General features: G+C 41.5%; 11 protein-coding genes. 1 reads left to right on the top strand and 10 read right to left on the bottom strand.

Features of this window, described 5'->3' with window-relative positions; translation table 11 throughout:
- From QMG93_RS34695 to QMG93_RS34670, 6 genes are all read right to left on the bottom strand, one after another.
- Window positions 1–1,056, bottom strand: a 1,056-nt coding sequence (locus QMG93_RS34695) for a GBS Bsp-like repeat-containing protein (RefSeq protein WP_281944465.1), incomplete at its 3' end; no start/stop codon positions are given.
- 274 nt (window positions 1,057–1,330) lie between these two features.
- Entirely contained in the window at window positions 1,331–1,618 is a 288-nt protein-coding gene (locus QMG93_RS34690; RefSeq protein ID WP_413789370.1) for an immunity 53 family protein, read from the bottom strand.
- Window positions 1,619–1,634: 16 nt separating this feature from the next.
- Window positions 1,635–2,303 (bottom strand): hypothetical protein, encoded by a 669-nt coding sequence (locus QMG93_RS34685; protein ID WP_281944463.1) that lies wholly within the window; start codon window positions 2,301–2,303, stop codon window positions 1,635–1,637.
- Between the two features lie 114 nt (window positions 2,304–2,417).
- Window positions 2,418–3,653 carry an IS110 family transposase gene (locus QMG93_RS34680; RefSeq protein ID WP_281944466.1) on the bottom strand — a complete coding sequence of 412 codons (1,236 nt, stop codon included), beginning with the start codon at window positions 3,651–3,653 and terminating at the stop codon, window positions 2,418–2,420.
- A gap of 224 nt (window positions 3,654–3,877) precedes the next feature.
- Window positions 3,878–4,123, bottom strand: a complete 246-nt coding sequence (locus QMG93_RS34675) for a hypothetical protein (RefSeq protein ID WP_281944462.1) — start codon at window positions 4,121–4,123, stop codon at window positions 3,878–3,880.
- Window positions 4,124–4,134: 11 nt separating this feature from the next.
- On the bottom strand, window positions 4,135–4,911 hold the full coding sequence (locus tag QMG93_RS34670) for a recombinase family protein (protein WP_281944461.1): 777 nt from the start codon (window positions 4,909–4,911) through the stop codon (window positions 4,135–4,137).
- Window positions 4,912–5,061: 150 nt separating this feature from the next.
- On the opposite strand from QMG93_RS34670, the gene QMG93_RS34665 reads away from it, so the two are divergent.
- Complete coding sequence (locus QMG93_RS34665; protein WP_082420287.1) at window positions 5,062–5,286, top strand: helix-turn-helix domain-containing protein; 225 nt, start codon at window positions 5,062–5,064, stop codon at window positions 5,284–5,286.
- A gap of 333 nt (window positions 5,287–5,619) precedes the next feature.
- On the opposite strand, the gene QMG93_RS34660 is transcribed toward QMG93_RS34665, so the two are convergent.
- From QMG93_RS34660 to QMG93_RS34645, 4 genes are all read right to left on the bottom strand, one after another.
- A complete protein-coding gene (locus QMG93_RS34660) occupies window positions 5,620–6,516 on the bottom strand; it encodes a hypothetical protein (protein WP_281944460.1) in 897 nt (298 codons plus the stop codon).
- A 95-nt stretch (window positions 6,517–6,611) separates the two neighbouring features.
- Window positions 6,612–7,325 (bottom strand): hypothetical protein, encoded by a 714-nt coding sequence (locus QMG93_RS34655; RefSeq protein ID WP_281944459.1) that lies wholly within the window; start codon window positions 7,323–7,325, stop codon window positions 6,612–6,614.
- A 195-nt stretch (window positions 7,326–7,520) separates the two neighbouring features.
- Window positions 7,521–7,916, bottom strand: a complete 396-nt coding sequence (locus tag QMG93_RS34650) for a DUF4279 domain-containing protein (protein ID WP_281944458.1) — start codon at window positions 7,914–7,916, stop codon at window positions 7,521–7,523.
- A gap of 13 nt (window positions 7,917–7,929) precedes the next feature.
- Window positions 7,930–13,131 (bottom strand): RHS repeat-associated core domain-containing protein, encoded by a 5,202-nt coding sequence (locus QMG93_RS34645; protein ID WP_281944457.1) that lies wholly within the window; start codon window positions 13,129–13,131, stop codon window positions 7,930–7,932.
- Window positions 13,132–13,575 lie beyond the last annotated feature (444 nt).

Here is a 13,575-nt window from a genome sequence, read left to right as displayed (position 1 = left end):
GCCATCCACCCATACGTCGTTATCGTAAAGGCCTGTTTCATTATTATGTTTGCTAAAAGGAACCGTTGCCTTCCATACCCCTTCGCTTACTTTCTGCCCCTGAACCCATGGATTCTCCAGATCATCGTTTCCGTTCGCCTCTGTCCACGTAGGAAAGCTTACGGAGGTCGCACCTTTCGCTACCCCGTACGCGTACACGTCATATGAAGCGTTGGACAGGCTCACTTCCGCTGGCGCTTCGACACCTGGAACAACCTGAATACTCGCTCCCCAGATTCCTATACTATTGCCGTACTGATCGTAACAATAGGCATGCGTGGTATAGATTCCTGTCTCGTAGTTATGTTCGCTAAAAGGGATTGTCGCTTTCCAAGTTCCGTTTGCCTGCTTTTGGCCCTCCACATGCTTGATATCGTCTTGTCCATTCGCTTCCGTCCACGTCGGGAACGTCACTCGCTGTACTTGATCGCTAACGCCTTCAAGAACCACCTCATAAAAACCGGCTTTGAACTCTACTTTTTCCGGAGCCCGTAAGGACGTAGTTTCTTTGACCATCGTCTTCGCCCCGCCAAAAAACTTGCCATCTACCCATACGTCGTTATCGTAAAGGCCTGTTTCATTATTATGTTTGCTAAAAGGAACCGTTGCCTTCCATACCCCTTCGCTTACTTTCTGCCCCTGAACCCATGGATTCTCCAGATCATCGTTTCCGTTCGCCTCTGTCCATGTAGGGAAGCTTACGGAGGTTGCGTCTTTCTTTATTCCATATGCGTATACGTCATATGAAGCATTGGATAGGCTCACTTCCGCTGGCGCTTCGACACTTGGGATTTTTACTACTTTTTTAACAATAAGATTGCCTGCATTATCATAGCGATTGATAATGGCCATTCCATTATTCGTGTCGGTATATATCAATCTCCCTGAGTTATCGTAGTTATACTCCGTAGTATTTGTAGAGGCATTAGATTCACTATTAGGAAGGAAAATTAAGATTATTGCTAAGCTTAAACAAATCATGTAAAACAATTTTTTGCTGTGATCGGAAATGTACATTAAATTATCCCCCAAAACATCAAACTGTAATTAGTTCTATAGGCTCATGAAAATTTTCCTACTAAATTATACCTTTAGCAGATGATGTCTGTATATAGGGGATTTAGTAAGTATTTCTCTTTCGTCGCTTCCAACAATCGTTCCGATAATCTTCCGCCGCGCAAACATTTTGAGTGATTTTTCGTGCTGTTGATGTTGTGGCAGGAAGGAAGAGAGTAAAAGAAAAACCATAACGCAAGAACTAGTCACGTCATGGCTAACAAATGATTTCTATTTAATTCATAGCCCACTCTCTAAAGATTCTTAAAATTTCATTTAAATTTAAAGGACCACCTACACCGATAAATGTATCATTTTTAACCTTACAACTAAGCCAGTCATCTTCATTCCGTTCAATTTTTAAATCTTTAAATCCCTTTGTTAACAAAGGGGTATCTGTTAAATCTACCTGTAAGTACCATCCTGGATTATCAATTGTATCAATCTTAATTCCAAATCCATGCTCCCAGTCACCATCACATTGTTCAGAATACCACTGCTGTAACCATTCTATATTACTCAAATAAAACACCTCTTTATTATGGTTTTCCAGGAATCTCCCAAGGGTAAGGCTTTCTTACACCACCCGGAACATTCGGGTCATTAACATGTGGTGTGTCAACCATCTCGCCAGTTTGTTTATTATAATGACCTGCTCCTTGGCCATCGTATCTTTTTCCTGGAGAGAATGGATTCGGATTTCTAGGGTCAGACTTATTCCATAGTTGCCCAGTATTAGCGTCACGTTTATACGTTGAGTGCTCTCCAGTAGCCTCAGGATCGTATTTCATATTATTCTTGCTTTTTCCTCCAGTTTTCGCGCCAGCACCAATATTACCCACACCCGGTCCCATGCCACCCAAGATTGGTCCCACTTCACCCATAAATTGTACTTCTTCAGAAGAATTCTCGATATTTTTAGCGATTGAACGGTTTACACCTAGAACCCAGTCAGCTCTTGATTCTTTTTGTATCCTCTCTTTTGCCCAAGCGCCTTCTCCGTCATCTTGCAAAGCTGTATTTAAAAGGTACTTAGCTTCATTTTCATCTAAGAATGAATTCTGCATTACATAATTTACTGCCCAATCATAATTCCCCGCACTCGTTGCCCCTGTATTTGCAAGGTAAGCAGCCTGATTATAGCTTATCCACGCATTTCCACTCGGGTCAGTACGAGTTAATGGATTATTTCCAACATACGTATACAAATTCAAACTCAGCGGATTATTTATATCTCCTTCACTAGTATCCTAGTTGATAAAGCGGCCCATCTAATTAAAAGAGCAACAACTGTTTCCAATTGCCGCCCAACTATCATTATATCATCCTGCTTGCTTTATGGATACTTCTGGAGTTATGTATGCTGCCTTCGTTCTCATCAAATAATGGACCACATTGACCAGCTTACGCATAATGCATACAATGGCTTGCTGCTTCGTCTTTCCTGCTGTTAGCTTCTGCTCATAATACGAATGAAAATAAGGATTACGCGGCTCTTTCTTGTTACGTGTTACGGCAATCTGACGAATCGCAAGGTTCCTGATGATGTCGTGAAGCTCCCTGTTCCCCTGCTTACTCTTGTAGTTCCTGACCTTGTTCCCTGAACCGCATATAATCGGCGCAATCCCTGCGAATCTTGCCAATTTATCAGGGGTAGCGAATCGGTGTATATCGCCAATCTCGGCCACCAGTTCAGCCGCCGTAACTACGTCAATGCCTGTCATCGTCTCCAATTGGAAGCCTAATTGCTTCATCAGCCCTCCGATCTCTTCTTCAATCTGGGCTAATTCCTGCTGATTAAAACGTATGCTTCGGACAAGGCTTTGTACAATGAAATCACGTTTGTCCTGAAAATCTCGATATGTATCTCCGTCCGCTTCAATGAGGGACAGAATTTGTGCTGCTTTCTTATGAGATAATCCATTATTGCTATGACTTCTTAGAAATTCGGCTAATGTTGCTTCTTCCATATCCTTTAACTGCCTTGGAGAAGGGTACGTCTCCCAAAAGCTCAAAGCCGTTTTGCCGTCAATTTCGGAAAAGAATTTTTTATAACTTGGATAATGATAGCCTAATTGCTGATGCAAATTTTTGATGCAGCCCGAAAGGACTTTTACAACTCCTTTTCTTCGTGTGACAAGCTGGCTTATGGCCCAATATAAATCAATCGGTCTGGCATCCGGCAATTGAAGCAATTCATCTTTCAACACTCTTGCTACACATTCGGCATCCCAACTGTCTGACTTCTGTACGGTAATATGGCTCTTACGCCTTGCTGTAGAAAGCTTTGGATTGACTTCTTTCACCCAACATTTATTCTCCGTCAAGTAGACCGCCAATGCTCTGCCAAACCCACCGACATCTTCCAGCCCGTAAACAACGGATAGCCCTTTTTTCGTATGCTTCTTTACTTCCTTCTCAAGCAAAGGGAAGGCAGACGGCTTATTGTCAAACTTAATTTCGCCTAATTTCTGATTCCAGCAATCGATAAAAACCGCTGTGTGATGCTGTTTGTGCAAATCGATGCCCACATAAATGAATTTGTCTTGTTGTACGATACTGCTTCACTCCTCTGTTGTTTTTGGTTGAATCCTTACTCATGAGTTAGACCTGCATCCTGACTACAAGTGGACGAGCCACAACGATACGTAAGCATATTTCCAACCCATGAGTAATCACTCAGCGAATGGACAACGCGGATGAGTAGGCTTGCATCCTTAGTTCGAGCGGACAAACCGCAAAGATACGCCAGCAATAACCTACTCTCCATCTATGTCCCTGTTTAATGTTTCGATGGTTGGCATAGTGCCTTTTCTAACCTTAAGTGAAGTAATTCCGTTTGAAGCTCAACGGTCATTCGGTGGAGGCTTGAAACGATATCTTCCACCGCAAATTTATGTAATGGCCTTATTTGATCGCTTGCCATGTTTAAGACAGCCATCGTGCAAGCTTCATACGTTTGAATTTGCTGCATCAGTTCTCTTTCCTCGGCATCCAATCTGTTCATAAGGGTAAGTTTCATATTCATGTTGCCTCCCCTCATATGATAGCCTGATGCTTGCCGATAGCTTCCACATTAGCATATTGGTACATGCCGCTGTAAAAGCTGCGACGATCAAGGATTCGTTTGACCTGTACTTTGGTGAATGCCTTGCCTTGCTGCGTTTTGTAGTTTTCAAGGTTCAATTGGTATGCAATTTCGGATAATGTCCATTGGGGGAATAGCTCTTTTAATTCGAAGACACGCTCCACAATGACCGCTTGTTGTTCATCGATGACGAGGACTTTGGAACCTTTCTTAGCTTTATAGCCGAATGTAGCACGTCCTCCTGCATAACCGCCTTCCTTGGCCTTCTTATTGCGTCCCTTGCCTAGTTTCATGGCGATTTCAAGCCGTTGGTAAGCGTCCAATAGTTCCATCAAGCCATTGATTAAGAAATCCGAAGGATCTTTCTTGTAGATGCTGTATGTCGGTTGTTCAATGGATTTCACGTCAACGTTGTATTTCTTAAATTCACGATGGACCAAAACTTTGACGATATCGCTTCTCCACAGTCGGTTCGTGTTCAGGACGACAACATGAGCGATAGAACGAGTAGAGAGGAGGGAAAGCATATTCTGGAATCCTTCTCGGTCTACTTCCAAAGCGTCCTCGTCTACTTTTGCACCGCTGATTCCTTCATCCACGAACACATGAAGCAGGTTCCATCCTTGCTGCTGACAATACGCTTCGATTTCTTCCCGTTGATACGACAAGCTGTAACCATCTCTCGCTTGTCCTGTTGTTGAGACTCGAACATAGCCGATGACATTCATTGAATGTTCCCTCCGTTACAGAAATTCAGATTATTGTAACGCACATTAGTTACGTAACTCACTTGAGGTACATTATATAACGTACATGCGTTTCACACAATGTTTTTTTGTGGTATAGTGAAAATAATCTGTAATGGAAGGAATAGCTGAATGCCAATTCGAATCAGGTTAAAGGAAATACTTGCTGAACGCGGGATGTCTCAAAGAGAATTAGCTCGTTTAATGAACGTCCGTCCAAATACTATAAATCGTTTATGTCAGGATAATGTGACCACGGCGTTTTTCGAAACACTTGAGCATATTTGCAAAACTTTAGATATTGGATTACATGAACTGTTGGTAATGGAAGATGACAATGAATCCACAAACAAATAAATTGCATCGTTAATTTAAATAGCCTCTCAATGTGACCAAAACAGCTATGCGTCATACAACTAAAACGAAGCCTTCAAATAATGTAAACCAGCCCGGACACCATAAGAAGATAAAATCGTTATTTCATAGCGTTTTAATCGGAATAATATCAAGTTTTCTTGCGTTATGTATGGATTACTCTTTGTTTCTTTAAATTGCACTCTTTTTATGTATGATGATTTTGGATATCGCTAAAGCCCTATAAAGCCTTATTTCTTCTGGACTTTTAACCGATTATGTATGAAATTGTTATCGCTATCGCAGACGTAACAATCGTATGTAAAAGGATCACTTCTAACCTAAATTTGCATAATCAATCTTGAGCGGAGCTAGCTTTGTTTGACTTGGGAAAGTGATTCTGCGAGCCAATCCCCGTCTATTGTCATAAGTTCCTGACCTGTACAATTGCTTTAATTCGGTTTCGGTGAATTGACTTTGCAATAGTTTAAATCCTAATACACTTTCAATCTGGCGAATGTCGTAAGGTTGAGATTTTAACCAACTAAAAGGGATTCCTTCTATCGCTTCTGTAAACTGGATCGGCTTTAAAGCTGCTTCCGTCATTTGGATGAAAAATTCTTTCGTTAGAAGCTCAACCGCATGACGCTTAGGAGAAAATTTCTTCATTTCCTTGTAGCTTGGCCGAATCTCCATACGTAGAATCCCTTGAGCTTGGTCAATGATTTCCTTTGACTCTTTGCTATCGAGACATTCTAATTGTTTGTTGTAAAATATCGTTTCCCTGCTATCGTTTTTATGTCCAGCCGTTTCCAGATGTCCATAAGAATATGGCTTCATGTACGGAAGTTTCAATTTATGTATTTCTCGTACATAGTCGCTTACTAAATATCCAACTTGAAAATTCCAACATACGTCCAATCGTTCCGTTCCAGACCAATCCTCCGTTTTCATTTCAATTTGAAATAACTCGTACAAGCGTTCATGTAACCTTTGGAAGAAGAGGGGAATGTCCTTTTCTTGAAGAATCGTTACATTATTACCGTAGAGAAATTTGGGGATGGATACCTGCAAAACGAGGGTTCTGCTATTGTCGTAATATTTGATATACGGTATTTGGCTGTCTTTAATTTTATAAGTTGTACCCTTGTCCAGATAAGCAATTTTTTCAGCGGCTACAGATTCAAGATTAGGATAAACAGGACATGTTTTCATGATGATGGTATCAAACAATAGGCAATCTCTCCTTTTCGTGATGAGTTGATGTGTTCAATCCCAAAATTTTGGGTAAGATTCGGCATGTTATAAGAACATGATTCATGAACTGGTCATGATATGTCACCTTCCTCGGCTTTATTTCTTCGTTCCTTCTTGCTAAGCAGATCATGTTTCACACACAGATCATAAATATCGTCGTCAATCGCATCACTCCCTCTTTGGAATTGACCAGACCCAAACATTGGTACCACCAAATAGTAAACCAAGAATCGAAGCGCAGACATCCTTTTATCTTGCCTCTGTGTCCATTTCACCTGCTCATCTGCGTCTAAACTCTCCGGTACGTTCTCATCAAATAGTTCGGATACACGCTCCAGCGTATCCAGTAGTGGGCTTCCTTTATAAAAATCATCCTCATAAAGCTCATCATACAGGGCAGAACGCAAATTAAGAATGACGGTTTCAATTTGTAGGTCCTTGGCGAGCATTCTGCGTGTATCTTCATAAGGATCGACCCAAACCATATATTCATGCTGAACTCCGTCATCGTCCGTAAAGAAATCTGGCACTTCAAAAGAATCCCGCTTCGATAATCTCCTGAAATATTCCAATTGAATTTGAATTTTTTCAACTTCATTTAATTCCTTTGTAAATAGTTCTTCTTCAATTTGAAATAATTTAGAAAGTGCTTCAAGCTTCGCTTTGGGAATGGGCCTCTTCTTGCTTAACCACGCCATGATGGTGGGTGGAGCAATGTCCAGTTTTTCAGCCAATTTCTTATACGTGCCGTTGTACACTTTTACTATGTATTGAAGTCCTATCATTTCTTTCACACCCCATCAAGACTAATCGATTAGCCAACCTGTGATATTAAGATATCATATGGCTAATTAATTAGTCAATAGTTTTCGAAAATAATACTTCATGTTCTGCCGCGCGCACGTTTTGGGTAATTTTTCGCGATGTCTGGGTAAAAAGAAAAACCACAACACGATCGTATTGTGGTTGAAGTTAAAACTTTAAGAAATGTAAAGGTCTATATCAAATTCTGCTTTTATATAATTAGCAAATTCAATAACATCTTGTTCAAGGTAAACTGCTGGTGCTTGTTTTTCCTTAATATTAATTACAATGCTAAATAAATAGCTTAGTTGATACTTGATTTTTAAATCTACCAATTCGTTCCTTCGATTAATTAATAAATCAATGATTTTGTTAAGTTGGTCATTAATGTCTAACGATTCCTCATACTCAGTGCTAATATACCAACTGGTTTCTTTTCTTTCAACATATTTTCCTTTCTGGCCTTTTAGAAAAAAAGCCTTTGGCTGAACTTTTAACTTCTCAGTTATTTCATCGATTGGGAAACGATCTCCGGTTATAATGAATTTAACCAAAACATTAGTTTTGTTCATTTTTTTCACCTACTTATTTTATATGCATTCCGGTTTCTATTGGTACTCCTTTACCACCTTTTAAATATATAAGAATTTCTCCAGTTAGTTTATCTACATATAAATCATATCTAGAAATTTTCCCACCGACAAACTCTTCTTTTATTTGGTGGGCGTCAAAACCATTCTTTTTCAAAAACTTATCGTCTAGCATTTTAATATTTCTTCCTTGGGAAAATAGTTGCAAGTCTAGTTTTAATGCTAATTCCCCGGTTTCTTCAGCAGCTTTTGCGGCGCGAGTTGTGGTACCCGCTGGAGTTACCATTAAAATTGTTTGAGCGATTGGGTCTTCAGAAACTGGTAATAATCTTGCACAGTCTGAGCAACTTGTATCCCCGTTGAATACAGTCCCCTTTTCCCTTAGGTTATCGACGTTTAAAGTCATCTTCACATGATTTTTTTTATAATAATTTTCGGAACCTGAGACACCAACGAGTCTCTTAAGCTCTCCATTTTCAACAACTGCATGACCAGTCCATTTATCGTCATGTCCTAAATTTATGGAGCCTGCTGTGTTACAGTCACCTTCATGGGCATTCTTTCCATCAGCGGATACGCAATAATTTCCTGTCGGGTCAATATTCGTCAACGGATTATTATGCACATACGTATACAAATTCAAGCTCAGCGGATTGTTTATATCCCCTTCATACGTATCCTCGTTTATAAACCTGCCGACACTCGGATCATACCATCTGGCGCGCAGATACTGCAAATTCGTACTGCTATCCCAGAACTCCCCGCTGTATCGGAAAGGCTGCGGTACTTGCTCCGATGTACTAAGCGGATTACCCCAGATGTCATAAGTATATCGGTTAATGACATTGCCATTACCGTCCGCTAATCCTACAACATCTCCATGACCGTTGTGAAGGTAGAATGCTTTGGTGCCGCCAGCATCTTGACGGGCTACTAAGCCGTTACCACCACGGATATATCTTGCTTTCATCGTCACGGTGCCGTTGCTGACCGTTCCCTCAGCAATCATATTCGCTCCGTCATAGTAATAGCGCGTCGTCTGTCCATTCTCCGTCCGCTCGTAGAGCATCCCATCCCCATTATAACGATAGGAGACGTTTTTACCATCATCTGTTGTCACTTGAGCGAGTCGGTTGCGATCATCATACCGGTAACCGGCTCCGCTCATATCGATGCTCTTGCTGCTCTGCATCGTTTGACGGTTGCCGCGGGTATCGTACGTATAAGCTTCATTAAATTGACTGGATTTTTCAATCCGGTCAAGCTTATCGTAGGAGAACGTATTCCCTTGGCCATTCTCGTTTTTGCTTGTCTGGTTACCGTTATTATCGTACGTATATCCGTACGAATTCACAGGCGCGCCATACCTTGTTTGCGTAAGATTCAGCAAATTGGCGCCATCGAGTGTATAGCTCCATGCGATTCCGTTACGCTGGGTTACGTTGGATAACAAATTATTTTTCTTATAATCATAACTTGCATCCCAGTCGGCAATAGCTGGACCTACGCCTTTCAGACGGTTACGGCTATCATACCCGTATGCCATAACATAACCAAATGGATCGGTCATTTGCGTGCGATTCCCTTGTGGGTCGTATACGTATAGAACCTTCTTTCCATCCGGATATGTGACTGCAGCTAGTTGCCCAACGTTATTATAACCATACTGTGTTCTGCCTGTACCATCCTGCATGGCTGTGCGTCGTCCAGCGGTATCGTACTCATAAGAAACCGTTTCACTTCCGGTCACACTGCTGGTTAATTGATCACGGACGTTGTAGCCGTAGCTCGTTGTCTGACCTTTTCGATCGATATATGTTTTTACATTTCCGTTTACATCATAATAGTATCTTTCATTTTGCCCTAACGCATCGATTTTTCTTATTAGGCGACCCAATTCATCGTATTGCTTCTGAATTTTGTTTCCATCGGCATATTCCGTCTGAACTAATTTACCCGCCATATTATAACTGTATTTTGTCGTTTCCGACTTAGCGTTAGTCACAGAAACAAGACGGTTAAATAAATCGTAGGCATACGATGTTGTGTTGTTGTTGCCATCAACATTAGACGTTACGTTTCCAGCAAAATCGTATGCATTACTTGACAGAAGAACCGTTCCTGTTTGTTTCAACCATTCCTTCTTCGTAACACGGCCTAATATATCGTAAGTTTCTTTCGTCTTGTTCGATTCAGCATCTGCCATTGTTACGGTGTGATTGACATCGTCATATTCAACACCTGAAGCAGATCCATCGGGATAAGTTGTTCGAATACTCCTGTCCCAAGCATCATATCCATAGGTCGTTGTGTTGGACAACGCATCCCGACTCCAAGACAGACGACCGTAAGGATCGTATCCATAAGAAGTTGTTCCGCTCCCCACGGTCCCTTCCGATGTTTTCATCCCAAGGGCATTCCATTGTACAAATGAAGTGACGCCGGTTTGATCTACAGACGTGATCTTGTTATTCGCATCATCATACGACATCGTCACTTTGCTTCCGTCTTGGAAAGTGGCTTCTTTTACTCGTCCAAGCTTGTCATACAAGTACGATGTAGCGTGATTTTTGCCATCGATATATCTTGTAATTTTACCTGTTGTCTTGTTGTACTCCGCCTTTTGCTCAATTGTCGAACCTGCTCCATCCACATCCGTTACTGTAGACCATAGCTTGGTTACGAACCCTTGATTGTACGCCGGGCCATATTCCTTATTTATGACTATATTTCGAGCATCGTCTTTGAGCGTCACCGTTGTTGCATTCCCAAAAGCGTCATAACTAACGTTGACTTGTGCCCTCAATGCGCCATTCGCATTGTTGTCTTTGTCGGTAACCTGTAACACACTGCCCTTCTGATCATCCCGCACATAGTGGGTATAGCGAGACAAGTAAGCATTGACCGGCTGTGTCACCGATTCAAGCCAGTGTGTCGTCGGATGATAGGTGTACGTTATCGTCGCATTGTCCGGATTCGTTTGGGTAAGCACATTACCGTAATCATCATACGACTTCGTGACTACTTTTGCAGTTCCTTCAGCTTCTCCAACCTTGATCTTGGATGTTACTTTTATTGGAGACGGCCACCGCTTTGCTTCATTATATTCCATAATATCTTCAAACTGCTTTGCACCGCTCACTTGCTTAATCATGGTATTATAAATGACTTCGGGCGTCTTATCGTCGATGTATTCTTTCTTATAGCTATACGTGGTCTCTTTTCTTCCGTCATTGACGGTTGTCGAGAACCAGTACGTTCTTTGCTGAACTTCAGCGCCGTCTTCGTTGTGGTAGTCATAACTCACATAATTGTACTTTTCTTCGCTTCCATCGGTATAGGTAGCAATATCTTCTCTTGATTTAACACGGTAGACTGTTTCTTTGGCTATAGGTCCGAGCTTGCGGTCCGATGAAATGTACTCATATTGCGTGCGGGCCTTGGTTGGATGCTGCACTTGTTTCAGCAAAGCGGCATAATTCTCTTTTTTACGGCTATCATTCACCAAATCAAACGGCGCTAGGGCAATTTCATAGCTATACTGCGTTTTTCGATTCTCGGCATCCGTTACGGCAGATAGTAATTCTTTATTCCCTCTCGGATCTTTCTGCTTTTCGTATTTCACGGTCTGATCCCCCAAAGTAAGGATCACCTCCGTGCCGGAGTACGTAATATTTATTTCATTGCCCAGGGCATCCCGTACTTTCGATAACACTGAACCATAAGAGTTATACTGATATTCGAATTGAATGGTATTGTTGTAAGCATCGGATATTTGAATGAGCTTGTCATAGGAAAAGTAATGTTTTTGACCATTCAAATATTTGAGCACAATGGTTGATTTTAAGTTGTTCACCGTAACGGTATCATCATAAGCGAACGTAATATCTTTCCATGGATATCCCTTCAACTGACTGTTCTCAATCTCGTAGGAAGCTCCTCCGAAAAGATGAGCGATCATCTTATTGTTTGTATACTCTATATACGGAATATCCCAGCTCCACCCTTTTCCAATGGCAAAGCGATTTTCATACGCTTTTTCTGTCGTCTTGTTGACATATCTTGGCTGAGAAGAAAAACTGGGTTGATACATGGGATCACTGAGAACATAACCCGTTGTATAGGCTCTGGCAACAAAAGGAACCCCTTTAAGAGTCACATCATCATTAGACATATACGGTAAACTATTGGGATCATCAGGATTCACGTAGGGCCAATCCCTCTCAAGCTGTTCCTTCACACGGTTGTCAAGTTCCCATGTTTCCGGGTACCTGGTGGGAAAAAACCAAGCCCTCATGTCGCCCAAATATTCCAAGATGGATTTGTAATAGTGAGGGTCGAAAAAAAACTGCGAAGCATTCGCATACTGAACCGGCATTCCTGTGTATTTATGATAAAGCCTAACATTGAGAGCAGGGTAATATCTCGCTGTGTACGGGTTTCCTGAATAGACGTCCTTGTCGTAGTAAATGGAATCCGCACTATCGTATTTTCTGGTCAATGCAAATGAAAGTCCATTTCTGCCAGGCAGAACCAGATCCGTCGCTTGCACCTGAAGAGAACCGCTTACCAGAGATACATTTTCATGAACAGAGGATACAGAGAAAGGAGCAGTATTCATTTTCAGATTTTGACGTGACATGGCCAGTTGGTCATAAGTCTTGGAATACGAATCAAGACTATCGGAAATGAAAAGAGACCTTTTCTGCCTTGAATTGGAATAAGTACTATCGAAAACCGATGGATAGAAATTGCCGTAAGTAATCGTTGATACATTAGAGACTGAGGGTATATTGCCATATGTAGCTGCCATCACATCAATCAGTGGAACCTGAGGCATAGTGGCTTTTTCCTGTTCAGGCCTCTTCGGTGCAAAGTCCATTTTCTGAAAACGCGCATCAACGTCCGGATTTATTTTTTTTAGTATCTCTTCAAGAGGTTGGTTCGGTTCTGTCCTTGTCTGCAAAGCGGAATGGATATCCTGCATGGAATATCCTTTGTTTAATTCATTTAATAGACTGCTTTCAGGTACATTGTATTTTCGGCTTAACCATTCGATGGTTAGAACTTCTTTGGTTGCAGCTTGATTCGTAGTTGGAACTGCTACCGCTTCCTCATTAGCGTAAGTTAATGCCGCAGGGGATAGCGTTTGAGCAATTAGAGTGAATAACAAGACATGTCTTAGTAGTTTTTTCATGGTTTGGCTCCTTAACACTGTTTGTAAATAGATGCGTCGCAGATATTACCGGGTGCGTACGATGCTAGTTAAAGCTCATAGAATCTACATACGCTGTTCCCCTCCCTCCATTACCAGTTCCAATGATTGCTACACTGATTGTTGCCGAAGTCGCATTCGATGGAACGGTACCATCCATATTGAGCGAGACGTATCCAGAAGTAGGGTCCGTAAGTTCAACAACTTTATTGGAAATCCAAGCATTGGAAGCAAAATCGACAATAAGCAGTACTTTGGCGCTATTTTTCTTATTAAAAATAAACTTTTTCTAAGCTCGTGCATTTACAGCATGATGTCGCTATATTTCTTTAAACGATACAGTATCCAGATCCATATACGCCGAATCCTCTCCACCGACAGCAAACCGGATGAGAACCGACTTGGCATTAGGTTTTGCAACGAAGG

Source organism: Paenibacillus tyrphae, assembly GCF_027925525.1.
GTDB lineage: Bacteria > Bacillota > Bacilli > Paenibacillales > NBRC-103111 > Paenibacillus_G > Paenibacillus_G tyrfis_B.
This window is presented reverse-complemented; position numbering and strand designations above follow the sequence as displayed.